The organism is Amycolatopsis ponsaeliensis, from assembly GCF_030182635.1.
GTDB classification, from domain to species: domain Bacteria; phylum Actinomycetota; class Actinomycetes; order Mycobacteriales; family Pseudonocardiaceae; genus Amycolatopsis; species Amycolatopsis ponsaeliensis.
This window is the reverse complement of sequence record NZ_JAPZLD010000048.1, coordinates 61,618-85,707: the sequence shown is the minus strand read 5'-3', so window position 1 is coordinate 85,707 and position 24,090 is coordinate 61,618. Positions and strand designations below refer to the sequence as shown.

Annotated in this window: 18 protein-coding genes and 1 pseudogene; 10 read left to right on the top strand and 9 right to left on the bottom strand. The window is 72.7% G+C overall.

Features of this window, described 5'->3' with window-relative positions; genetic code table 11:
* From QQ657_RS45735 to QQ657_RS45720, 4 genes are all read right to left on the bottom strand, one after another.
* The coding region (locus tag QQ657_RS45735; protein ID WP_284748668.1) for a type I polyketide synthase at positions 1-1,939 on the bottom strand (1,939 nt) is incomplete at its 3' end.
* A complete protein-coding gene (locus tag QQ657_RS45730) occupies positions 1,936-3,666 on the bottom strand; it encodes a fatty acyl-AMP ligase (RefSeq protein WP_284748667.1) in 1,731 nt (576 codons plus the stop codon). The genes QQ657_RS45730 and QQ657_RS45735, both read right to left, overlap by 4 nt.
* 92 nt (positions 3,667-3,758) lie before the next feature.
* Positions 3,759-5,156, bottom strand: a complete 1,398-nt coding sequence (locus QQ657_RS45725; RefSeq protein WP_284748666.1) for an MFS transporter — start codon at positions 5,154-5,156, stop codon at positions 3,759-3,761.
* Complete coding sequence (locus QQ657_RS45720; protein WP_284748665.1) at positions 5,153-7,141, bottom strand: MMPL family transporter; 1,989 nt, start codon at positions 7,139-7,141, stop codon at positions 5,153-5,155. The genes QQ657_RS45725 and QQ657_RS45720 overlap by 4 nt, the downstream gene beginning before the upstream one ends.
* A 222-nt stretch (positions 7,142-7,363) precedes the next feature.
* Between QQ657_RS45720 and QQ657_RS45715 the strand changes: the two genes are divergently transcribed.
* The 6 genes from QQ657_RS45715 to QQ657_RS45690 all read left to right on the top strand — a co-directional run bounded on the left by QQ657_RS45715 (position 7,364) and on the right by QQ657_RS45690 (position 14,763).
* The gene (locus QQ657_RS45715) at positions 7,364-8,599 is read left to right on the top strand and encodes a PucR-like N-terminal domain-containing protein (RefSeq protein WP_284748664.1); all 1,236 of its coding nucleotides are present in this window, start codon (positions 7,364-7,366) and stop codon (positions 8,597-8,599) included.
* Positions 8,600-8,658: 59 nt separating this feature from the next.
* The gene (locus QQ657_RS45710; RefSeq protein ID WP_284748663.1) at positions 8,659-9,693 is read left to right on the top strand and encodes an aldose epimerase family protein; all 1,035 of its coding nucleotides are present in this window, start codon (positions 8,659-8,661) and stop codon (positions 9,691-9,693) included.
* A gap of 273 nt (positions 9,694-9,966) precedes the next feature.
* Positions 9,967-10,680 carry a transporter substrate-binding domain-containing protein gene (locus QQ657_RS45705; RefSeq protein WP_284748662.1) on the top strand — a complete coding sequence of 238 codons (714 nt, stop codon included), beginning with the start codon at positions 9,967-9,969 and terminating at the stop codon, positions 10,678-10,680.
* A gap of 139 nt (positions 10,681-10,819) precedes the next feature.
* Positions 10,820-12,403, top strand: a complete 1,584-nt coding sequence (locus QQ657_RS45700; protein WP_284748661.1) for an AMP-binding protein — start codon at positions 10,820-10,822, stop codon at positions 12,401-12,403.
* A gap of 435 nt (positions 12,404-12,838) precedes the next feature.
* Positions 12,839-13,933, top strand: a complete 1,095-nt coding sequence (locus QQ657_RS45695) for a J domain-containing protein (RefSeq protein WP_284748660.1) — start codon at positions 12,839-12,841, stop codon at positions 13,931-13,933.
* 164 nt (positions 13,934-14,097) lie between these two features.
* Entirely contained in the window at positions 14,098-14,763 is a 666-nt protein-coding gene (locus QQ657_RS45690; protein WP_284748659.1) for a LysE family transporter, read from the top strand.
* 49 nt (positions 14,764-14,812) lie between these two features.
* On the opposite strand, the gene QQ657_RS45685 is transcribed toward QQ657_RS45690, so the two are convergent.
* Positions 14,813-17,272, bottom strand: a complete 2,460-nt coding sequence (locus QQ657_RS45685; RefSeq protein WP_284748658.1) for a M14 family zinc carboxypeptidase — start codon at positions 17,270-17,272, stop codon at positions 14,813-14,815.
* 210 nt (positions 17,273-17,482) lie between these two features.
* Between QQ657_RS45685 and QQ657_RS45680 the strand changes: the two genes are divergently transcribed.
* The gene (locus QQ657_RS45680) at positions 17,483-18,133 is read left to right on the top strand and encodes a DUF998 domain-containing protein (protein WP_284748657.1); all 651 of its coding nucleotides are present in this window, start codon (positions 17,483-17,485) and stop codon (positions 18,131-18,133) included.
* On the opposite strand, the gene QQ657_RS45675 is transcribed toward QQ657_RS45680, so the two are convergent.
* Positions 18,121-18,984 carry a LysR family transcriptional regulator gene (locus tag QQ657_RS45675; RefSeq protein WP_284748656.1) on the bottom strand — a complete coding sequence of 288 codons (864 nt, stop codon included), beginning with the start codon at positions 18,982-18,984 and terminating at the stop codon, positions 18,121-18,123. The genes QQ657_RS45680 and QQ657_RS45675 overlap by 13 nt on opposite strands.
* A gap of 68 nt (positions 18,985-19,052) precedes the next feature.
* On the opposite strand from QQ657_RS45675, the gene QQ657_RS45670 reads away from it, so the two are divergent.
* The gene (locus QQ657_RS45670; protein WP_284748655.1) at positions 19,053-20,024 is read left to right on the top strand and encodes an EamA family transporter; all 972 of its coding nucleotides are present in this window, start codon (positions 19,053-19,055) and stop codon (positions 20,022-20,024) included.
* Between the two features lie 46 nt (positions 20,025-20,070).
* Here the strand turns inward: QQ657_RS45670 and QQ657_RS45665 are convergent.
* Positions 20,071-20,439 (bottom strand): annotated as a pseudogene (locus QQ657_RS45665) (ester cyclase); the annotation flags it as partial.
* A gap of 81 nt (positions 20,440-20,520) precedes the next feature.
* Between QQ657_RS45665 and QQ657_RS45660 the strand changes: the two are divergent.
* Complete coding sequence (locus QQ657_RS45660) at positions 20,521-21,825, top strand: cytochrome P450 (RefSeq protein ID WP_284748670.1); 1,305 nt, start codon at positions 20,521-20,523, stop codon at positions 21,823-21,825.
* Positions 21,822-22,463: a TetR/AcrR family transcriptional regulator C-terminal domain-containing protein gene (locus QQ657_RS45655; protein WP_284748654.1), complete on the top strand. Its 642-nt coding sequence runs from the start codon at positions 21,822-21,824 to the stop codon at positions 22,461-22,463. Before QQ657_RS45660 ends, QQ657_RS45655 begins: the two co-directional genes overlap by 4 nt.
* Before the next feature lies 1 nt (position 22,464).
* On the opposite strand, the gene QQ657_RS45650 is transcribed toward QQ657_RS45655, so the two are convergent.
* Together QQ657_RS45650 and QQ657_RS45645 are read right to left on the bottom strand one after the other, a co-directional pair.
* Positions 22,465-23,112, bottom strand: a complete 648-nt coding sequence (locus QQ657_RS45650; RefSeq protein ID WP_284748653.1) for a GTP pyrophosphokinase — start codon at positions 23,110-23,112, stop codon at positions 22,465-22,467.
* 92 nt (positions 23,113-23,204) lie between these two features.
* Positions 23,205-24,038 (bottom strand): amidohydrolase family protein, encoded by an 834-nt coding sequence (locus tag QQ657_RS45645; RefSeq protein ID WP_284748652.1) that lies wholly within the window; start codon positions 24,036-24,038, stop codon positions 23,205-23,207.
* Positions 24,039-24,090 lie beyond the last annotated feature (52 nt).

Below are 24,090 nucleotides of genomic sequence, written 5' to 3'. Positions count from 1 at the left end.
AGTGGGAAACAGGGTTAGAACGCTGTTTCTCACTCACGACAAGCCGCGGCAGACCGCCCGCCGAAACCTGGCCGTTGCTGCCGGCCTCCTCCGCGCCTGCGATGCCACGGCCGGCGGTCGGCCCGCCCACCTCGCCCGCGACCAAGCCACGAGCGTCACCGTCTCGAGCGTCTCCCTCGATCCCGCGGCCCGCGGCTAGCTCGCGCAACCCCTCCACCACCTCAGCGCGGCTCTCCCCCACCACCGCACCACGCACCGGCAAGTGCTCGCGTCCGTGAGCCAGCGTCGAGGCCACCGCGCCCAACGGCACCTCCGACCTCTCGACCCACTCCGCCAGCTCACCCGCCCGCGCCCGCAGGACCTCTTCCGACCGGGCCGAAAGCGCGAACACTTCCGGTCCCGCAACCTCGGCCACCCGCACCGGGAACGACGCCGCCGGCCACTCCTCGAGCACCACGTGCGCGTTGGTCCCGCCGAAGCCGAATGCCGATACCCCGGCTCGCGCAGTCCCCGAGTAACGCGGCCACTCCGTGCCCGCGCTCACCACTCGCAGCCCCGTGAAGTCGATGTGCGGGTTCGGCTCGCGGAAGTGCAGGCTCGGCGGGAGCCGCCGGTGCGTCATCGCCAGCACCACCTTCAGCAGCCCAGCGATGCCCGCCGCCCCTTCGAGGTGGCCCAGGTTGCTCTTCACCGATCCCAGCAGCAGCGGACGGTCAGCGGCACGTCCCAGTACCGCCGTCAGTGCCCCGGCCTCCAGCGGATCCCCCAACGGCGTGCCCGTCCCGTGCGCCTCGACGTAGTCCACACTGGACGGATCGACTCCCGAAGACGCATACGCCGAGCGCAGCAAGTCGGCCTGGGCCAACGGGTTGGGTGCCGTCATGCCGTTGGACCGGCCGTCGGAGTTCACCGCGCTGCCGCGCAGCACCGCCAATACCCGGTCGCCCGCGCGACGGGCCGCCCGCAACGGCTTCAGCACGACCACCCCGCACCCCTCGCCGCGTGCGATGCCGTCGGCACCTGCGTCGAACGGCTTGCAGTGCCCGTCCGCGGCCAGCACCCCGGCGCGGTGGAAGCCCGCGGTGATGCCGGGCGACAGCAGCACGTTCACCCCGGCGGCCAGCGCCAGCTCGCTCTCGCCGCGGCGCAGGCTCTGCATCGCCTGGTGCACCGCGACCAGCGACGACGAACACGCCGTGTCGAGCGTGAGACTCGGCCCGCGCAGGTCGAGCAGGTACGACAGCCGGTTGGCCGCGATGCTCGCCGCCGCCCCCGTGCCCGACCAGACGTCGACGCCCGCGACGTCGGTCATCGTCAGCGAGCCGTACTCGGTGGCCGACAGCCCGACGAACACGCCGGTGCGGCTGCCGCGCAGGCCGGACGGCGGGATCCCGGCGTGCTCCAGCGCCGCCCAGGCCACCTCCAGGAGGATCCGCTGCTGCGGGTCCATCGCTTCGGCCTCGCGCGGGGTGATGCCGAAGAACTCCGCGTCGAACCCGGCGACGTCGTCGAGGAACCCGCCCCGCATCGGCAACCCCGCGAGATCGGACTCGGGCGCGAACGTCTCCCAACGACCCTCGGGGACGTCGCCGATGCCGTCGCCGCCGGCGTCGAGGAAGCGCCAGAACGCCTCCGGCGAGTCGATCCCGCCCGGCAGCCGGCACCCGAGGCCGACGACCGCGATCGGTTCCTCCACGTGCAGCTCCGGCGCCGAGGCCACGGAAGAGTCCCCTGTGGACAGATGAGCGGCCAGCGCGGTGATCGTCGGGTACTGCCAGACGAGGGTCACGTCCAGGGGACGGCCGACGAACCGACCGAGATCGGCCGCGAGGACCGTCGCGTCCCGTGAGGACAGTCCCGTCTCCTGCAACGGCCGGTCGGGGTCCACCGGGCCGAGCCGGGCGAGGAGCCACGCGCGCACCGCGTCCGTCGTGGTCATCCGAGCCGCCGCCCGTCGAGGGAACCGTCCGAGTAGGACGCCCGGGAGTGCGCCCGGCTGATCTTGCCGCTGGACGTCCGGGGCACCTCCCCGGGCGCCAGGACGACGACGTCGTGCAGGCGCAGGCCGTGCCCGGCCGACACGGCCGCTCGCACCGCGGCCGTCACCTCGGCGGCGCCGAGGTCGGAGTCCTTGGCGCGTTCCAGCGCCACGACCGCGGCTTCCCCGTCATCGGTGCCGATCGCGAAGACCGCGGCCGAGTGCGGCCGGACGCCCGCGTGCTGCTCGACCGTCTGCTCGATGTCCTGCGGGTAGTGGTTGCGGCCGTCGACGACGACCAGGTCCTTCAGCCGGCCGGTGACGTACAGCTCGCCCTCGAAGAGCACACCGAGGTCCCCGGTCGCCAGCCAGCCTTCGCCGGTGTCCGGGTCGAGCGGCGGCAGGCCGAAAGTCTCGGACGACTCCCGGCCCCAGTAGCCGCGGCCGACGTTCGGGCCGCTCACCCGGATCTCGCCGACCGCGCCGGGCTCGAGAGCTTCGCCGCTGACGGGGTCGGCGATGCGCACCCGCTGCCCGGTCGGGTGGCCGCACGAGACGAGGGTCGAACCGGACGTGGCCGGCACCGCGAACCCGGCGGCCAGCCGGTCCCGGTCGAACGTGACCTGCCGGGCGGGTTTTCCGGCGTCGGACACGGAGACGAACACGGTGGCCTCGGCCAGGCCGTAGGCCGACCGGTGGACCTCCGGCCGCAGCCCGCACTCGGCGAACGCGTCTTCGAACTTCGCGATCGTCGCCGGCAGAACCGGTTCGCTGCCGTTGGCCAGCGAGACGACCCGGCTCAGCTCCAGGTAACTCTTTTCGGCTTCGGACACGCGAGAAGCGCAGTAGGCGTAGGCGAAGTTGGGCGCTGCGCTGATCGCGCCGGGACTGGCCGAGAGCGCGCGCAGCCATCGCGACGGCCGTTCGAGGAACGCCAGCGGGTCCATCAGCACCGACGCCATGCCGGCGACCATCGGCGCGGCGATGCCGAGGACCAGCCCCATGTCGTGGAAGAGCGGAAGCCAGCTGACCGTCGAGGTGGTCCGGCTTTCGGCGCCGTAGGCGGTGCACGCCTGGCGGGCGTTCGCCAGCACGTTGCGGTGGGTCAGCACGACCCCGGCGGGCGAGCGGGTGGAGCCCGACGTGTACTGCAGGTACGCCGTGGCATCGGGATCCGGTGCCGGCCATTCCCGCGGTTCGGCCGGTGCCAGGGAATCGACGGCGACCACCGCCGGCCGCACCCCCGAATCGGCGAGAAACGGGTGGACCGCCTCGATTTCCCCGGTCGTGGTGAGCACGACCCGCGGGGCGCAGTCGGCGAACGTCGCGGCCAGCCGGCCCGCGTGCCCGGGCAGGCCGGGCGCGAACAGCGGCACGGCGACCAGCCCGGCCCGGATCGCGCCGAGGAACGCGACGACGTAGTCCACGGACTGCCCGGCGAGCACCGCCGCCCGCTCCCCCGGTGCAGTGATTCCGCTCAACCGTGCGGCAACCGCGCCGACCCGCTCGTCGAGCTGTCGCCAGGTGAGCGTGACGGCCCGGCCGTCCGCCGCGGCGCGGTGGTCCAGGTGGGTCACGGCGACCTCGTCGCCGAGCACCCGCGCCCACCGGGCCAGCAGGGTCGCCAGCGAGGCGCGGTCGTCGGTGGTTTCCCCGGTGACGGGAACCGGCTGGGAAATGGTTTCCATGGCTCCTCGCAGATAGCGTTTACCGGCGCAGTGAATAGCTGCTCCCGGGCGGTTGTCAATCAGGCGAATTCCGATGCTCACCGGCACGCGCATTACGGCACCGCGCGTTTGTCACTTGGCGACGAGGTCGCGGCGGACCGGCTCCGCAGCACGCGCCCGGCCAGCAGCGCACCGGCGAACGTCAGCCCGGCCGCGACGAGGAGACCGGCGGTATATCCGGTGGCCAGCGCCGACCCCCGCGTCGCGCCCGCGTCGAGCCGCGTCGCCCGCACCGCCGTCAGAACGGCGCCGATCAGCGCGACGCCCAACGCGCTCGACAGCTCTCGGGACGCCGTGAGCAGCCCGGACGCCGTGCCGGACCGCCGTTCGGCGACGACGTCCAGCGCGTGCGACGTCAACGGTGTCGTGAACGCCGAGCCCGCCCCGATGAGCACCAGCCCGGGCAGCCGCGGAAGAACGGCCGGGAGGTGGTTCACGGCGGCGAGCGCGAGCAGTCCGCAGGCCACGACGGCGAGCCCGGCCGCGACCGTCCGATGGGGACCGAACCGGGCCACCGCCCACGGGACCGGCGGCGTCGCGGCCACCACCGCGACCGCGACCAGCGCGAGCGGCAACCCCGCCCGGACCGGGTCGAGACCGAGGAACTCCTGGTGCAGCAAGGGCGTGAAGAAGACGATGCCCGAGATCCCGAGGCCCCACAGCACCTGTACGGCGAGCGAACCGGCGAACACCCGGTTGCCGGTCAGGTCGACCGGCACCAGCCGCTCCCGCGCCCGGCGCTCCCGGAAGACGAACCCCGCGCCGAGCAAGGCACCGGAGATCAGCAGCGCAGCCCCGGTACGCGGGTCGTCGCCCCACGAGACGAGCGCCGCGGTGAGCAGGACCAGGCTCGCCGTCACGACGACCATCGCCCCGACGGCCGGCCGCGGACCGGGCGGCTCGCGACCCGCCGGCACGGTTCCCGGCAGCAGGACGAGCATCGCCGCCACGAACGGGAGGTTGACGAAGAAGATCCAGGCCCAGCCCAGATATTCGCTCAGCAGCCCGCCGAGTGCCGGGCCCAGCGCGAGCGCGGCGGCCAGGCACGCGGTCCACACGGCGGCGCCGAGCGTCCGGCCCCGCGCGTCGAGGTTCGACCGCAGCAGGCTCAGCAGGCCGGGCACGAGGAACGCCGCTGCCGCGCCCTGCAGCACCCGGGCGGCGACGAGCAGGCCCACCGAGCCGGCCAGCCCGCCGGCGGCCGCGCCGATCCCGAACGCGAGCAGCCCGGCCAGCAGCGTCGGGCGGCGGCCCCAGCGGTCGATCAGGGTGCCCGCCACCAGCAGCAGGCCGGCGAACGGGAGCATGTAGCCGAGAGCGACCCACTGCAGCGTCCCGAGGTCCAGCCCGAGGTCGCGGGCGATGGAGGGAGCGCCGGCCGCGACGATGGTGTTGTCCAGGGTCGTCACGAACGCGCCGAGCGCGATCAGCACCAGCGTCCGCCTGGTCATCGCGCGCTCCCCACCAGCTCGCGGACGGCCGGAGCGCGCCGCGGGAACCACCAGTTGGCTTCGCCGAGCCACGCCATCACGGCCGGGACGAGCACGCACCGGACGACGACCGCGTCGAGGAGCACGGCGACGGTCAGCCCCACCCCGGCTTCCCGCACGACACGGGCGTCCACGAAGGCGAACGCCACGAACACCAGCGCCATGATCAGCGCGGCCGCGGTGATGGTCCGGCCGGTCGCCGCGACGCCGTCGACGATCGCGGTCCGCGTCTCGCGGCGGCGGCGCCACGCCTCCTGGATGCGCGCGATGAGGAAGACCTCGTAGTCCATCGACAGGCCGAACAGGCCGGCGAACAGGAACACCGGCAGGTACGGCTCGATCGGGCCGCCGAAGGCGAACACGACGGCGCCCGTCGTCGCGGCCGCGGTCAGCAGGTTCATCACCGCCGCCGTCAGCGGGATCAGCACACTGCGGAACACCCAGGCGAGCAGCAGCACCGAGATGCCGACCACGCTGAAGAGGAACAGCGGGAGCCGCGCGGTGATGGCCGCGGAGAAGTCGGCCCGGGCCGCGACCAGCCCGCCGACGTGCGTGTTCGGGCCGCTGACGGTCGTGGCCATCATCCGCGTCCACGCCAGCAGCTCGCCGGTCGCCGGGTCGTCGGGTGCGGTGCGCGGGACGACCGTCAGCACCCAGCGGCCGCCGGTGAGCGTGGTCGGCGGGCCGACGTCGGCACGGGCGAGCAGCGCTTCCCGGAGCGTGCCCAGCGACGGGTCGCCCGAGCCCACCACCAGCAGCGGAGCGCCGGCGCCCGGGCCGAAGCCGTCTTGCGAGAGCTCGGCAGCGGTCCGCGTGATGCTGCCGGGCGGGTCGAGGGCGGCGTCCGGCACGCCGAGCCGCAGCCCGGTCATCGGCAGCGCGAGCACGGCCACGACCAGCAATGCGGCGAGCGTGCACGGGCCCGGCCGCCCGGTCACCGCCCGCGCTAGGCGGGCCCAGCGGCGGCCGCGCCCCTCCGCCGGGATCCGCATCCGCGTGGCCACCGGCCGCAGCAGCGCGGGCAGGAGGGTCAGCGCGGCGGCCGCGGTGAGCAGCACGGAAACCGCGGCGGCGACGGTGATCCCGTCGAGGAACGGCAGGCCGACGGTCAGCATTCCGGCCAGCGAGACGCACACGGTGAGCCCGGCGAAGACCACGCTGCGGCCCGACGTCGCCGCCGCGACGGCCAGCGCCGCCGCGGGGTCCGCGCCTTCGCGGCGGCCCTGCCGGTAGCGCGTGAGCACGAACAGCGCGTAGTCGACACCGACGCCGAGACCCAGCAGAGCGGCGATCTCGGTGCTGATCTTCGGGACGGTCATGACGTGCGACAACAGCGTCACGACGGCCAGCGCGCAGCCGACCGACACCGACGCGGTGAGGACCGGGAGCAGCACGCACGCCGGCGAGCGGAACGTCACCAGCAGTACGAGGGCCGCGGCGAGCAGGCCGATCCCGGCGTTGCCCAGGTCCGGCGCGGCGGCCGTCATCGCGGCGAGCTCCCCCGACGCCCCGGCGGTGAGGTCTCCGGCGTCCCGGACGACGGCCGCGAAGGCGTCCGCCGTGTCCTGGCCGAGGTCGGCGGCCGGCGCGTCGAACCGGACGGGCAGGACCGCCGTCCGGTGGTCGTCCGACACCTGGCCGGGCGGCGGTCCGACGGCCACGACGTGCGGGAGCGCCGCCAGCCGGGCGGCGAACGCGTCGAGCCGGGCACGGCCGGTGCCGGTGTCGACCGGGCCGTCCGGCACGCGGACGACGACGCGTTCTTCGGTGCCGGTGGACTGCAGCAGCCGGGCCGCGGCGGTGCTGTCCGCGGCCGGCAGGTCGACCGTGTCGCGGAAGTCCGCGCCGATGTGCAGCACGGCGGCGACGAGCCCGGCCAGCGCCGTCAGCCACACCGCGACGACCACGCCGGAGTAGCGGAAGCACCACGAAACGACGCCCGTCATGCCGATCACGCTAACTACGGAATGGGCCGCGAAGATACGGGCCGAGCGCACAAATCGCGTTCCGGAAACCCTTGCGGCCGTGAGTGTTCCGCCGCTTGTCGGACGGGTGACAAAACCGCGCGCGTCCGTTGGTCCCCGCATGACAGAACCCGGTCCGGGCGGTTGCCAATCTCGTTTTCGTGTGCGTCCATGACCTTCGCGACGATGCGGAAAGGGGTGGCCATGACCCGGACGATCAGCGTCCCGCACCCCCGTGGCACCGGCCGGGCACACCAGCTGTGGTGCTCGCTGCCGACCGAGCTGGCGCGGCGGTTCCGGCCGCACGCCGATCCCCTGTCCCGGCGGATCCTCGAAGAGATCCAGCGGGCCGTGCCCGAGTACGCCAAGCCCCTCGAAGGCGAGTTCGGGAAGATGATCGTGCTGGCGATCGAGCGGGCCGTGCTCAGCTGCATCGACAGCATCGACGCTTTACCGTCCACAGAGGACGACTGGCCGAAGCTGTTCCGGGAGGTCGGAAAGCGCGTTCACCACGACGGCGGCAGCCTGAACTCGCTGCAGGCCGCCTACCGCGCGGGCGGGCGCGCGGCTTGGCGGTACTTCGCCGAGCTGGGCCAGGCCCACCGTTTCCCGTCGGCCGTGCTGTGCGTCGGCGCGGAGGCGATTTTCGCTTACGTGGAAGAGATTTCGTCGTACTCGGTCGAGGGGTACACGCTGGCGCAGGCGATGGCGACCGGCACGCTCGAACGCCGTCGCCGCCGGCTGCTCGAGCTCCTCCTGGCCAGCCCGCCGTCGTCCCCGGCGACGATCGCGACGATGGCCGAGGCCGCGAAGTGGACCATGCCGGAGTGGGTCACGGTCGTCGCGCTCGACCCGCGCAGCGAACAGCACCTGACGCCGGCCCCGCAGGTCGCCGACGACGTCCTGCTCGACCTCGAGGGCACCGAGCCCTGCCTGCTGACCCCGAACCCGGACCGCGACCTGCGGGGGCTCGAAGGCCGGCTGCCGGGCTGGCGCGCGGCCGTCGGCCCGCGGGTCCGGCCGGCCGACGCGGCGACGTCGGCGTTGTGGGCTCGCCGCACGCTCGGCCTGGTCCGCCGCGGCCTGGTCGGCGACCACGCGGTGACGCACACGGCCGACCACCTGGCGACGCACTGGCTGCTGCTGGACCGGTTCCTGCTCGACCAGCTGTCGGCGAAGACCCTGGCGCCGTTCGCGGGCCTGACGGTGAAGCAGCAGGTCCGGCTGGCGGAGACGTTGCTGAGCTGGCTGGAGCACAACGGGAACACGCCGGACATCGCGCAGGCGCTGGGTGTGCACCCGCAGACGGTCCGCTACCGCGTGAGCCAGCTGAGCGACCTCTTCGGCGACCGGCTGGCGGATCCGGCGCAGCGGCTGGAGATCCAGATGGCGCTGCGGGCCCATCAGCTGCTGGGCACGCCGCCGCCGGGCGAGCACTGACCCTTGACCGCGTGGCGCCGTCTCCCGCATTCTGTTAGCGCTAACAGGGAGGCTCGCCGATGACGCTCACCGAACTCACCCGGGAGCTGTTCGGGCGCGCCGGCGGCACCGACGTCCACCGGTACACGCTGTCCCGGCCCGGTGGGCTCACCGTCCGGGTGCTCGACTACGGCGGCGTCCTCCAGTCGCTGGAAGCCCCGGACCTTTCCGGGCGGCTCGCCGACGTCGTCCTGGGTTACCCCGACCTCGACGGTTACGTAGCGAACAACCGGCCTGGCGCCCCGCGGGTCTTCCTCGGCGCGGTGATCGGCCGGTTCGCCAACCGGATCGCCGGCGGCGCGTTCACCCTCGACGGCGTCCTGCACCGCGTGCCGGTGAACGACGGGAAGAACAGCCTGCACGGCGGCCCGGAGGGGTTCGACACGCGGGTGTGGACGGCAACCCCGGTCCGCGACGGCATCCGGCTCACGCTGGTAAGCCCGGACGGCGACCAGGGCTACCCCGGCCGGCTCGCAGTGGAGGTGACGTACCGCCTCGACTCGCGGCTGCACATCACGTATCGAGCGACCACGGACGCGCCGACGGTCGTCAACCTGACCAACCACACGTACTGGAACCTGGCGGGCGGCGGCGCGGTGTACGACCATTCGCTGTCGATCGCGGGCGGTTCGTACTGCCCGACCGACGAGGACCTGATCCCGGCGGGCGGCCCGGTGCCGGTCGAGGGGACACCGTTCGACTTCCGCAGGCCGACAACGATCGGGGCTCGTGTGGCCGGCCCCGACCCCCAGCTGGCGATCGGTGGCGGTTACGACCACAACTGGGTCCTCGACGAAGGGGCACCGTTCGCCGCCCGGGTGTGGGAGTCGACGTCCGGCCGGCTGCTGACGATGTGGACGACCGAGCCGGGGTTGCAGTTCTATTCGGGGAATTACCTGGCGAGTCCTGGTGCGGGGTTCGCGCTGGAGGCTCAGCATTTCCCGGACTCGCCGAACCGGCCGGACTTCCCGAGCACGGTGCTCCGGCCGGGAGAGGTGTACCACCAGGAGACGGTCTTCGAGCTGACGACGGCGGAGAGGGCGCCGGTGGTGTGAGCGGTCGCCCGCGAGTGGAGCGGCGTTCGACCTGGAGGCGATGGGGACATTTGCGCAACCAGCGACATGAGCGCCCCTCGCCACACCGGCGGCGTGAACGGCATCCAGCCCGCCGCAGCCTCCGCGGCACCGCCCCGCCGGTCGCGCGAACATCCGCGCTGCCGGCGACGCGAGGAACCCTCACCGCCGGCGGCTTGAGCGGCATCCGCCCCGCTCGTGGCGTGAGCGACATTCGGCCGCCGTCTCGGGCTCTCGGCGTTAGCCTCGCCGCTCATGGGAGATCTTTCCGCTGACCTCGCGCCCACCGGTGTCCTTCGCGCCGCCATCAACCTCGGGAATCCCGTGCTTGCCCACGGGACCGCGGCCGCGCCTGGTGGGGTCACCGTCGACCTCGCTCGTGAGGTGGCCGCGCGGCTGGATGTGCCGGTGGAGTTCGTCTGCTTCGATGCCGCCCGGAAGTCGTTCGAAGCGCTGACCTCGGATACGGCCGACCTCTGCTTCCTCGCGATCGAGCCGGCTCGCGCGGCCTCGGTGGCCTTCACCGCGCCGTACGTCGTCATCGAAGGCGTGTACGTCGTTCCCGAGGATTCGCCGTTCGGCTCGCCCGCGGACGTCGACCGGCCGGGCGTCCGGATCGGCGTCAAGCAGGGTTCGGCCTATGACCTGTTCCTCACCCGGACCCTTGCGCACGCGGCGGTCGTGCGCGGCTCCGACGGCGTCGTCGCCTTCGAGGAACAGGGGCTCAAGGTGGCCGCCGGGATCCGGCAGCCGATGACCTCCTACGTGGCCGAGCACCCCGGAACGCGGGTGATCCCGGAGCGGTTCATGCAGATCCAGCAGGCGGTCGGCACCACGCCGGCCCGCCGGCCCGCGACGGTCGCCTTCCTGCGCGAGCTGGTCGAGGAGCTGAAGGCGAACGGGTTCGTCGCCGACGCGTTGCGCCGCGCCAACCAGCCGGACGCCACGGTCGCACCGCCCGCCGGGTAACCATCACTCTGCGCTGCCCCTGGTCCACGGACAGATATCGCTTCCCCGTCGCCGCCGTCATCGGTGCGGCATCGCGTCTTCTCGACGGTCGCAACGAGTGCTACGTTTCCTACGGTCCAGGTCGAACCGAGGAGCTGCGATGAGGCTTACTCCCAGCGCTCACACCGACTCGTTCTGCCGCGACCGGCTGCCGCCCGGGGACCAGTGGCCGCGGCTCGTCTTCGACCTTCCCGAACTCGACTACCCCGACCGGCTCAACGCCGCCACCGCCCTGCTCGACGGCGCCGTCGAGCGTTTCGGCGCCGACCGGCCGTGCTTGCGCTCGCTCGACGAGACGTGGACCTACGGCGAGGTGCTCGCGCGCGCCAACCGGATCGCACACGTCCTCACCGCCGAGCTCGGGGTCGTCCCCGGGAACCGCGTGCTGCTGCGCGGCGCCAACACGCCGTGGCTGGCGGCCTGCTGGCTGGGCGTACTCAAGGCCGGTGCCGTCGCCGTCTCCACGATGCCGATGCTGCGCCGCCACGAGCTCGACAAGATCGTCGACCGGGCACGGCCGACTGTCGCCCTCTGCGACGAGCGCCTGCTCGACGAACTGCCGCCCGGACTGCCCGTCGTCGCCTACGGCACCGACCTCGCCGGACGCTGCGCGCGGCACCCGGCGACCTTCGACGACGTGCCGACCGCCGCCGACGACGTCGCACTGCTCGCCTTCACCTCCGGCACCACCGGGACACCCAAGGCGACGATGCACTTCCACCGCGACCTGCTCGCCATCGCCGACACGTTCTCCCGGCACGTCGTCCGCCCCACCGCGGACGACCTCTTCTGCGGCACGCCTCCCCTCGCGTTCACCTTCGGCCTCGGCGGCCTCCTCGTCTTCCCGCTGCACGCCGGCGCGTCCACGCTGCTCCTGGAACGCGCCACACCCCACGAACTGGCCTCGATCGTCGCCGAGCAGTCGGTGACCGTGCTGTTCACGGCACCGACCGCCTACCGCGCGATCCTCGGCTCCGGCGATGGACCCCTGCTCAAGGACGTGCGCCGCGCCGTCTCCGCCGGCGAAGCCCTGCCCGCCGCCGTGGCCGAGCAGTACCGCGACCTCGTCGGTCGCCCGCTCATCGACGGCATCGGCAGCACGGAGATGCTGCACGTCTTCATCTCCGCGGCCGACGCCGCCGCCCGCCCCGGCACCACCGGCACCGTCGTACCCGGGTTCCGCGCGGCCGTCCTGGACATCGACGGCGCGCCCGTGCCCGACGGCACGCCCGGGCTGCTCGCCGTGCAGGGCCCCACCGGCTGCCGCTACCTCGAGGACCCGCGGCAGGCCGACTACGTCCGTGACGGCTGGAACATCACCGGCGACACCTACGTCCGCGAACCCGACGGCTACTTCCGGTTCGTGGCGCGCAGCGACGACATGATCGTCTCCTCCGGTTACAACATCGCCGCTCCCGAGGTCGAAGAAGTGCTGCTGAGCCACCCGGACGTCGACGAGTGCGCGGTCGTCGGCACGCCCGATCCGGACCGGGGCGCGGTCGTGACCGCCTTCGTCGTGCCGCGGCCCGGCGCCACTCCGGGCCCGGACCTCGCGCACGCCCTGCAGGAGCACGCCAAAGCCGTTGCGGCGCCGTACAAGTACCCGCGCCGGGTGCGGTTCGTCGACGCGCTGCCGCGCAACGCGAGCGGGAAGCTGCAGCGTTTCCTGCTGCGCGAGCGGTGACGGGGGTGACGGGCCCGCTGCCGAGGTGGGGTGGCGGTGGGCCCGTCACGTCTGGGGAGTGCCGGGGACATGCCTCCATCGTAGCCGTGGATTCGAACATCTGTTCCCCTCCCTTCGGGTGAAATGCGGCTACGAAACGTCACCAGCACCGCGGCATTTCGCGCCGCGACAACACTTCCGGGTGACGCGAAGTCCTCAATGGACACTCACCGACCACGGCAAACGCGCCGGACACCCCGGCCGGGACCCCGTCACGCGACCCACCCGCGCCGGCGAACCGGCCGTGCGCACCGGGCGCCGTCAACGGTAAAACTCCTGACACCGCACTGACCTGCGCCGGAGGACCATCACCCCGACGCGCCGCCGAGGCGGTGGCCGGCCCGGAAACCGGGTCCCATAAAGTCTTCGCGCAGCCATCCGGAGGTGAACGCCCGCGTGCCCGACGTCGACTACTACGAGGTGCTCGGCATCCGCCGGAACGCCACGGCGGCCGACGTCAAGACGGCCTACCGCCGGCTGGCGAAGACCATGCACCCGGACGGCGGCGGCACCGTCGGCACGTTCCGGCTGCTCCGCGAGGCCTACGACGTCCTGGGCGACCCCGTCGCCCGCGCGCGGTACGACTCCGGCGGCGCGACCGTGGTGGCCGTCCCAGTCCGGCCGCGGCCCCGGCGGCGCTTCGGGGACGAGCCCGGGTTCGTCCCCGACCTGCCCGAACTGGACGCCGAAGACCTCGGCTGGTGGCACTTCGCCGGGCAGGACACTCGGATGCGCCACGGCCGCCGCCGCGGGCCCGGGCACACGCCGGTCGTCGCCGCGGTGGGCGGGATGGTGCTGGTGCTGCTTCCGCTGGTCACCGGGGTGGGGTTCAGCACGCCGGTGCTCATCGTCTGGCTGCTGCTGACGGCGGGAACCGCGCTGCTCGTCCAGCGCCTCGCCCGCGGCTACCTGCGGGCGAACAAGGCGCGCGAGGCGTACGCGGAGGAGTTCGGCGGCCGCACCGTGTTCGGCGCCCCCGGCACCGAGCGCGACGAACTCGCCGAGCGCCTCACCGCCGACCTGCTCGAGGCCTACCTGACCCGGCTGCCCGGTGCCCGCATCTTCCACGGGCTCGCGTGGCCGGGCTCGGTGTTCGCCGACGTCGACCACGCGGTGCTGTGCGGCAAGCGGCTGGTGCTGATCGAGTCGAAGCTGTGGCTGCCCGGTCACTACGAGACGGCCGAGGACGGCAGGCTGCTGCGCAACGGCCGGCCGTTCCGCGGCGGCGGCAGCCGGCTGGCCGAGAGCCTCGCGGCGTACCGCGACCTGCTGCCCGGCGTGGCGTTGCGCGGCGTGATGATCGTGTACCCGAGCCGCAGCGGCGAGCTGACCACGGCCGACCCGGGTGATCTGCCCGCGGCGCCGATGACGCCCGAGGAGTTCCTGCACGAGATCGGCGAGTGGCTGGCCGCGGATCCGTCCACTGTGGATCATCAGGCGCTGCGGACGATGCGCGACCAGGTCGTGGGCGGCGGCGGCCGGGCGGCCTGATCCTGGCCGGATGAACTCCCGCGGCACCGGTGCGAGCCGACAGTCGGCTCGCGTGCCGGAAGGGTCGGCTCGTGTACCTGGAGGGTCGGCTCACGTGCCCGGAGAGTCGGGTCGCGTACCTGGAGGGTCGGATAGCCGCACGGCGGCCGTGCGAGGGTGGGCGGGTGAACCCTGCCGCCACGCTGGGGACCGTGCTGCTGGCCTACCTCCCCGCCGCCGTCTCCCCCGGCCCGAACTTCGTGCTCATCGCGCACACCGCCGCGGCCGGTACCCGGCGGGCCGCGGTGGCGGTCGCGCTCGGAGTCGTCGCCGCGGGTGGGGTGCTGGCCGCCGTTGCCGTCTTCGGGCTGGGTGGGGTGCTCGCCCGGCTGCCGTGGCTGGCCGCCGCCCTGCGCGTGGTCTGCGGCGGCTATCTGGCCTGGCTCGGGGTGCGGCTGTGGCTGCGAGCCCGCACGCCGGAAGCGCCGGATGGGGCGGCCGACCGCGGCGCCGGCGAGACCGCACCGGCCCGAGCCGGCAAAGCCGCACCACCGGACCGAGGCCCGCACCACTTCCGCCAAGGCGTCCTCAGCAACCTGACCAACCCCAAAGCCGCCGCCTTCTTCGGCAGCGTCCTCACCGCGACACTCCCGCCGACCGAACCCACCGCCGTCAAAGCCACCGCAGTCGCGCTGATCCTCCTGACCTCGGCCGCCTGGCACCTGAGCGTCGCCCTGCTGTTCTCCGCGCCCGCCACCCAGCGCTGGTACGCCCACGCCGAACCCACCCTCAACCGGGTCGTCGGCACGATCCTCGTGGTCCTCGGCGTCGCCCTCGCCGTAACGCCGTGAGGGCCTCCCCGCCCGAAAGCGAAGAGGCCCCCACGAAGCGAAACGAAACCTACCGGACTCCACCCGAAGCGCGCTGCTTCTGCGCGTGCGCGGAGCGGGTGCAGACCTCGCCGACGTCGACCGTCTGGCCGCGGTCGGCGTACACGTCCGCCACGCCCACGAGCTGGCCCTTCGGCGACGTGCACGTCAGCTGGTAGGCCTCCTTGGGCCCGTACGTCGGCGGGATCGGCGACGCGAACGACACGTCACCGCTCCAGTCGTCGACCGTGGCCGGGTCGGCCTGGTCGTAGTTGACCACCACGGCGCGGTAGTCGCCGGCCGGCGGGTCGAACAGCACGGCGTGCTCGGACGTCGTGCCGCCGTTCGCCGACGAGCTGACCAGGTTGCCCGCCGCGTCGTAGATGAACAGGTCCCAGTCGGTCGCGGTGTTCGCCCAGTTGATGTTCACGCTGAACTTCCCGTTGTCGACCTGGGGCAGGCCGTTGACGTGGAAGGTGAACGAGTCACCCGCCGGGTCGGCCGGGTAGTTCTGGTTGATCGGCGGCACCCCGGCCGGGTTGGTCACCGGGATGCCCTGCTGCGCCGGGCCCTGCGGGTCGCGCCCGTAGCGGCCGGCCACGTAGGGCCGCGTCGACGGGTTGACCGACCACGCGAACCGCCCACCGGTGGTCGTGAACTTCGAGTTCAGGTCGTCGGTGATGTAGATCGGCGGCTTGGTGGAGCCGTCAGGCTGGATCACCGGCGACGTCGGCGTCTGGAACGTCTTGTGCAGCTTGAGCTGGTAGCCCTTCGGCGCCGAACCGATCAGCGTCGAGTGCTGCTGCGGGTCGGCCGCGCTGCCCAGCTGGTCCAGGAACGCCTGCCGGTTGCCGCCCTTGCCCGCCCCGGACGACGGTGCGAGGCCTTCGTACTCCGCGACGACGCTGTCGGCGTACGGACCGTGGAACCCGTTGCCGCCGACCTCGATGGTGAAGCCCCAGCCGCCGGTGGCCCAGTACGACCAGTCCTCGGTCGAGCCGGTGGTGTCGTAGAGCGCCCAGCTCGGCTGGCTGGTGTAGCCGTTGCGCGACGCCATCTTGTCACCGAGAGCCTTGTAGGCCGGCTCCTCCAGCGGCGGCCGGACGTCGGCCACGCCCGGCGGGCGCAGCACCAGCGCGGCGACCGTGTGCATCGTCATCAGGTTGGTCACCTGGCGCGAGGACACGATCGAGCGCACGTTGCGCACCTCGGGCTCGCTGAACGGCGCGGACCCGCGGAAGGTGTCGCCGCTCCAGGCGAGCTCGGCGCCGGCGCCACCCCAGAAGCCCCCGTAGTTGCGGTTCGGGTCGGTGCCGCGGACGCGGCCGCCCGGGTTGGCCTTGCAGACGCCGGTGGCGTACTGCGGCGGCGAGTCGTTGACGTTGCAGTTCTTGCGCTTCATCTCGTAGTCGAACCGGGTGAAGTCACCCTTCGGCTCGGCCTCGCGGGAGATCTCGAAGCCGTCCGGGTTGATGATCGGCACGACGATGTTGCGGGTCTTGCCGACGAGGCTGCGGATCGCGGGGTCGTGCGCGTACCCGTTGATCAGCTCGTACGCCCACTCGATGACGTGCTCGGCGGCCGGCCACTCCCGGGCGTGGTGCACGCCCATGGTGAAGTTCACCGGCTTGCCGTCGGTGATGTTCTTGACGTCGGTGGCGATCTCGACGCCGACGACGTCACGGCCTTCCCAGGTCGACTCCGGCATGGTGAACGCCGAGACGAGGCCCGGGTTCTTGCGGGCCAGTTCCTTCAGCTCGTAGTTGTAGTCGTAGAGGTGCCGGTAGCTCGTGCGCCCGGACGGCAGCGCCGAAGCGGCGGTCTTCGCGGCGTACTGGCGGTCGGTCTTCGCGTCCTGGACCGACTTGGCCGAGAGGTCGGCTTCGATCACCTTCGACTTGAAGCCGCTGTTCTTGAGCACCTGGCGGTCGGCGTCGTCGGCGAGGACGACCTCGATCCCGGTCGCGTCACCCTTCTCGGTGACGTCGAGGCCGAGGGTGTTCAGCTTGTTCTTGTCGGCGCGCGTCGGCGTCTCGACCCGGACCAGCTCCGCCTTCTGCGCGGTCGTCGGCGTGCCCTGCGGCGTGAGCGCGAGGAAGTCGACGCCGAGCTGGACCTGACCGGCCGAGCCGCCGTAGCGGCAGCCTTGGACGACGAGCTGCTGGCCCTTCTTCACGAAGCTTTCGGCGAGTTCGTGGGTGCGCAACGCCGTGGAGGCGGCGACCACCGCACCTGTCACCTTGTCGAACACGGCGACGTCCCAGTCACCTTCGGCGCCCGAAGTCGCCTTCAACCGAGCCTGGACGAGTCCGTCCACTGTGGACGTCAGCTCGCGGCGATCGGTGCCCGCGGTGCCCTTGGGCAGGACTTTCGCGAAGCACGAGCGTGGTACCGACTTGTCGGCACGCAGGATGTTCTGGGCCGCGCCGGCGGTACCGGCCGGTAACGTGACGAACGCCGCCGCCAGCGCCACGACCGAAGCCGCCAGCACCAGTCTTCTTGGTGAATTCCCCACAGGCAAAGGACCTCCTCGACGAGACCGGCACAGCACGGACGTACCGGTAGCGAGTGACCGTAATGGACGAAAACCGGCTACGGTAACCGCCGTAAGTCGTACAGCCTTAACCCTGTTTTCACACCAAGGTTCGCCCAAAAGGACATTTCACCGGGAGTTCAACCACCGGTCGGCTACTGTCGGTTCATGGTCACGGTCCCTGCGCGACGGACGTCGCTCGCGGTCTCGCTGAGCGGTATCGCCGCCCTCGTGCTCGGTGCCGCGCTGGTGCTGCTGCTCCAGGTCATCCCGCCGACCGACGAGATCAGCGCGACCCGCCGCACGATCAGCGAATACGGGCTGTCGGACCACAAATGGGTGTTCGACCTCGCGGTGATCCTGGTGGCGCTGGGCTCGGCGGCCGGGCTCGCCGTGCTGCACGGCCAGCGGCGGCTGCCCGTGCCCGCGGCCGTCCTGGGGACATTGTGGACGGTCGGCTTGCTGGTCATCGTGGCCTTCCCGAAGCCGGACTGGGCCACGGTCTCGCGCTCGGACTTCGGCGGCACGCTGCACCGGATCGCCAGCGTCGTGGCCTTCGTGGCGCTCCCGCTGGCGGTGCTGGTCGCCGCGCGCACGGCGTTCCCGGGCTCCCCCGGCCGCCGGTGGCTGGCCCGCGTGCTGGCGGTCGCGTCGCTGGGCTGGTTCGCGGTGATCCTCGGCGCCGTGGTGGTGGCCGCGGCCGACGGCGGCCGCTGGTGGACGCTCATCCCGCTCGGCCTCGTCGAACGTGGGATGGCGCTGACGGAGCTGGTCGCGCTGGGCGTCCTGCTCGCTCCAGCGCGTTCTCAGGAGCGGTAGAGCTCCGTCAGCAGGGCGGCGGCCAGGTGCGTCGCCGGGTGCGCGTCGTGGTGCCGCCAGATCAGCCGGACCGGGACGCGGTCCGCGTCGCGCAGCGGCCGGTAGCGGATGCCGTCGCGCCGGTACTGCGCCGCGGTCGCCTCGGGCGTGACGCCGACGCAGCGCCCGGTCGCGATCGCCGCCAGCCAGTCGTCGATGTCGTGGGTGTACTCCACCGACGGCCGGGCGCCCTCGGGCCACAGGTCCAGGGTCGTGGTGCCGGTGCGCCGGTCGACGACGAGCGTGCGGTCGCCGAGCTCGGCGAACCCGATCACGCGGCGCCGCGCCCACGGGTCGTCGGACGCGAGGGCGACGACCCGGCGTTCGTGGCCGACGAGCACGTGGGAGTACCGGCGCGTGTCGACGGCCGTGCGGACGACGGCCAGGTCGCAGCGCCCCTCGGCCAGGCCGCCGGTCGCTGTGTTGGTCCGCACCAGCTGCAGCTCGACGCCCGCGTAGCGGTCTTGCCAGCGCCGCTGGAACTCCGCGGTGTGCCGGCCCACCGCCGACCACGCGTGCCCGAGCCGGAGCCGGGTGTGGCCGGTCGTGACCTCGCGCACCAGGGTTTCCGCGTCGGCCAGCAGGGCCCGCGCCCGGGCGAGGACCGTGACGCCGGCCGTGGTCGGCTCGACGGTCCGGCTGGTGCGGTGCAGCAGCCGGACGCCGAGGACCCGCTCCAGCGCGAGCAGCGTCCGTGACACCGTCGCCTGCGAGACGCCGAGCTCGTGCGCGGCGTCGGTGAAGCTCCCGGTGTCCACGACCGCGACGAGGTGCCGCAGGTGACGCAGTTCCAGCGCGGATTCGGCATCCATGCGTTCAGCGTATAGGTGGCGTGTCGGATGCATTTTGCGTATGCGTCGCGGGCCCTGATAGTCGGGGCATGACAAGCGAAGGACGCCGGCGTGGGGCCGCGCTGATGCTGGGCAGCGGACTGTCCAACCAGGTCGGGGCGTCGGTCGCGGCCCTGGCCTTCCCGCAGCTCGGGCCGGCCGGCGTCGTGGCCGTCCGCCAATGGGTCGCGGCCGCGGTGCTGCTCGCGACCGCCCGGCCCCGGCTGCGCGCGTTCACCGCCGCCCAGTGGCGGCCCGTCCTGGCCCTGGCACTGGTCTTCGGGACGATGAACCTCTCGCTCTACAGCGCGGTCGACCGCATCGGCCTCGGCCTGGCCGTCACCCTCGAGTTCCTCGGCCCGCTGGCCGTCGCCCTCGCCGGGTCACGACGGCGCGGTGACCTGCTGGGCGCACTGGTCGCGGCGGCGGCCGTCGTCGTCCTCGTCCGGCCGCGGCCGAGCACCGACTACCTCGGCATCGGCCTGGCGCTGCTCGCCGCCGCGTGCTGGGCGGCCTACATCCTGCTCAACCGCGCGGTGGGGGCGCGCATCCCCGGCGTCGCGGGCTCGGCGGCGGCCGCGGGCGCGTCCGGGCTGGCGTACGTGCCGGTCGGCGTCTGGGCGATGATCGCGCACCGGCCGGGCCTCGGCGCCGTCCTCGCCGCGGTGACCGCCGGCGTCCTGTCGTCGGCCGTGCCGATGCTGGCCGACCTGCTGACCCTGCGCCAGGTCCCCGCATCGGTGTTCGGCACGGTGATGAGCGTGAACCCGGTCCTGGCGGCGCTGGTCGGCTGGGTGGTCCTCGGTCAGAGTCTCGACGCGCTGTCGTGGGCGGCGATCGGCGTGATCGTCGCGGTCAACGTCCTGGTGGTGGTCAGACCTCCCGCAACACCGGTTCCGTCGTCTCCGTCAGCCGCGGGTCCGGCCGCTCCCCCGACATCGCCAGGAAGCCCCGAGCCACCCGGAGCAGCAGCGGCCAGTTCTTCGGGTTCTTCTTGTCCACCCCGCCGATCAGCTGCTTGAGCATCGAGAGCGTGTCGAAGTAGATGCGCTCGCACACCAGTTTTTCGTCGGCGTCGAACACGAAGTAGGCCGTCATGCGGACGCGGAAGCGGGACCCGGTCGCCGGGATCGCGCCGAGCGGGCCGAGGTGCGTGCCCAGCAGCCAGAACTCGACGACGACCGCGTCGGCGCTGTGCCGCAGCGCGATCAGCTCGTGGTGCTGGTCGGGGAACGCGGTGCGGGTGTCGTGGTAGTAGCCGCGGACGGCGCCGGCGCCGTCGTGGACCGTCATCGTCGCGACGACTTCGTAGTGCGGGTGCGGGAACGTCGAGAGCGTGGCGTCCCAGTCCTGGGCGACCTCGTCGCGGAAGTGGTCGAGCACCAGCTTCTGCCGGGCCGCGAGGACTTCGGGTGCGGGGATGTCGAACTCGGTCATCGACGCTCCTTGAATCTACGGTGTAGGTAATCGACGATAACCTACACTGTAGAGACGCTGAAGGAAGGGGACGTCGTGACGGTGCTCGACGCAGCTCTCGCCCGGGCGAAGCCCGCCATCCGGTGGAGCCTCGGCCACGCGCTCCCCCGGACCGTGCTGCGCCGCGAAGCCCGGCGCGGCGACCTCCAGGGGCGGATGGTCGTCGCCGCGGCCGAGGGCCACGACCTCACCGGGCTGTTCGAGGAGATCCGCGCCGCCGGCCCGCTCGCACGCACCCGCTTCGGCTGGATGACCACCACGCACGCCGCGGTCCGGGAGGTCCTCTCCAGCGACGACTTCCGCGTCGGCGTCATCGGCTCCGACGGCTCGCCGCTCGGCCGGCTGGTCGAATGGTCAGCCGGCGAGCACCTGCACCCGGTGCGGCCGCCGTCGCTGCTCGCCGTCAACCCGCCGGAGCACACGCGCTACCGCAAGCTGGTCACCGGCGTCTTCACCGTGCGCGCCGTCGAGCAGCTGCGCGGCCGCGTCCAGGAGATCGCCGACGGCCTGCTCGACGGGCTCGACCCCGGCCGGCCGCTCGACCTCGTCGAGTCCTACTGCGGCCTGCTGCCGGTGACGGTCATCAGCGAGATCCTCGGCGTGCCGCCGTCCGACCTGGGCAAGGTGCTGTCGCTGGGCGCGGCGGCCGCGCCCAGCCTCGATCTCGGCCTGGGCTGGCGCACGTTCCGCGACGTCGAGACCGCGCTGGGCGAGTTCGACACCTGGCTCGGCGAGCACCTCGACCACCTGCGCAAGCACCCCGGCAAGGACCTGTTCAGCAAGCTCGTCGCGGCCCGCGACGACGGCGTCGGCCTCACCGAGACGGAGCTGAAGTCCACCGCGGGCCTGGTGCTGGCGGCCGGTTTCGAGACGACCGTCAACCTGCTCGGCAGCGGGATCGCGCTGCTCGCGGGCGATCCCGGGCAGCTCGCCGTGCTGCGCGAGCGGCCGGAGCTGTGGGGCAACGCCGTCGAGGAGGTCCTGCGGTACGACCCGCCGGTGCTGCTGACCGGCCGGCTGGCGACGCGCGCCACCGAGGTCGCCGGGGTGTCCCTGCCGCGCGGGGCGCTGGTGACCACGGTGCTGGCCGGTGCGAACCGCGACCCCGGGGTGTTCGCCGACCCGGGCACGTTCGACGTCACGCGGGACGGCGCGCGCGACCACGTGGCGTTCGGCGCCGGGCGCCACCACTGCCTGGGCGCTTCCCTGGCGCGGATGGAGGGCGAAATCGGGCTGCGCACGATCTTCGACCGGTTTCCCGGCCTGCGCGTGCTGCCCGGCGGCCGCCGCCGGGAGACGCGGATCCTGCGCGGCTACGAAAGCCTGCCGGCGGTGCTCTCGTCGTGACGACCCGGCGGGGCCGTCCGCCCAAGGACGCGGACGTGTTGTCGCGCGCGCGAATCCTCAAGGAGGCGCTCGCGCTCGTCGACGAAGAAGGCTTGGCCGCCGTGAGCATGCGGAAGCTCGCGCGCCGGCTCGGCGTCGACCCGATGAGCCTGTACAACCACGTCGACGGCAAGGACGCCCTGCTGGACGGCGTCGCCGAGGTGCTGCTGGCCACGATCCCGGCGCCCGTGTCGGGAACGGGCCTGCGGGAGACGATGTCCGCGCTGGCGCACGGGTTCCGGGCCGCGATGCTCGATCACCCGCGCGCGGCGCCGCTCGTGCTGACCCGCCGGCTCGCGTCGATGACGGCGCTCGCCCCGGTGGAGGCCGTGCTCGGCCCGCTGCTCGCGGCGGGCTACCCGCCGGACCGCGCGGTGCACGGGCTGCGCGCGGTCCTGGCCTTCCTGATCGGGACCCTGATGCGGGAGGTCGACGCGGCGCCGACGTTCAGCGCTGCCGGCGACCGGGGCCGGCTCGCGGACCTCTCGGCATCCGGGCTGCCCGCCGTCGCCGCGGCGGCACCGTACCTCGCGGTGTGCGACCACGAAGCGGAGTTCGAGTTCGGGCTGGGCATCCTGCTGGACGCGCTGGCGCCGTGACTCAGCGGATGCGTTCGTGCAGGGCGGCCATCCGGGCGTCGAGGTCCGCCGCCGTGCGGGCCGCGGCGGCCAGCTCGCCGGCGAAGTCGTCCGGGACGCTGTCGGCGTACTTGTAGGACAGCTTGTGCTCGACCGCGGCCCAGAAGTCCATCGCGATGGTGCGCAGCTGCACCTCGACCTTGACCTTCTCGACCCGGTCGGACAGGAACACCGGGATCCGGACGATCAGGTGCAGGCTGCGGTAGCCGTTGGCCTTCGGCTTCGCGATGTAGTCCTTGGTGCGCAGCAGTTCGACGTCGTCCTGGGCGGTGAGCATGCGGGCGACCTGGTGGACGTCGGAGACGAACGGGCAGACCACGCGGATGCCGGCGATGTCGTCGAGGACGTGCGCGGCGGCGATCCAGTCGTCACCGAGGCCGCGGCGGTGGACCTTCTCCTTGATCGCCTCCGGCCGCTTCACCCGGCTCGTGATGTGCTCGATCGGGTCGTGGCGGTGGACGAAGTCGAACTCCTCGCTGAGGATCCGCAGTTTCGTCATCAGCTCTTCGATGGCGAACTTGTACATCAGCAGGAATCGCGGGAGCTGCCCGGCGACGGCGAGCTCGTCGGCCGCCTCCCGCAGGTCCTCGGCCGCCGGATCGGTGGTCACTGAAGCCTCGTGCTGTCGTCGGTCGGTTGGGCGCACCAGGTTACTGCGCTCCACTGGATCAACGAGCACCGACGGGCCGGAGTTCCCGCCGGTCACCGGATCGGGTCAGGGAAGCCGTAGAGCCGGCGGGCGTTGGCGCCGAGGACGGCATCGCGGGTGGCGGGGTCGGGGACCCAGTCGGCGAGCAGGTCGACGAGGTCGCCGTCGTTCGGCATCGGGCCCCAGCAGCCGACGTGCGGCCAGTCGGAGCCGTAGACGCACCGGCCGGGCGCTGCGGTGACGAGCTCCCGGGCGAACGGCACGGTCTCGGTGTAGGGCGGCTCGGCCAGCCGGTTGGCGCCGGAGAGCTTGACCCAGGCGCCGTCTTCGACCAGGTTCCGCACCACCCGGTTATCGGTGCCGGGCATGCCCAGGTGGTCGAGCACGTACGGGACGCGGAGCTTGGCCAGTCTCGCGGGGTCCAGTTCGGCCGGGTCGGCGAACAGCTGCAGGTGCCAGCCGTGTTCCGCGCAGATCGCTTCGAGGCGGTCGAGTGCCCCGAAACCGACGCCACCGCTGGTCAGAGTGTTGATCCGCAGCCCGGTGACGCCGGCGTCGTGGAGTTCGGCCTGTTCGTGATCGCTGATGCCGGGGTCGACGACCGCGACGCCTTTGAGCCGGTCCGGGTGGGCGCGGAGGGTGTCGAGGAGGAGGGTGTTGTCGGTGCCGTGCACGCTGACCCGCACTAGGACGCCGTAGGTCATTGCGGTGGCGTCGAGCATGGCGGTGTAGTCGGCGGCGGTGGCGGGTGGTGGGGTGAAGCTGCGGTTTTCGACGAAGCCGTGGCCGACTACGTGGGCGTGGGTGTCGACGGAGCCAGGCGGCACGACGACCCGGCGCGGCGCGTGGGGGTGCGGGTCCGGGCCGGGGCAGGCGGGGTGGTCCACGGGGTCAGTGTGACACTCCGCGCTGAGGTTTCGCGCTGGTGGTTCGCGCTGT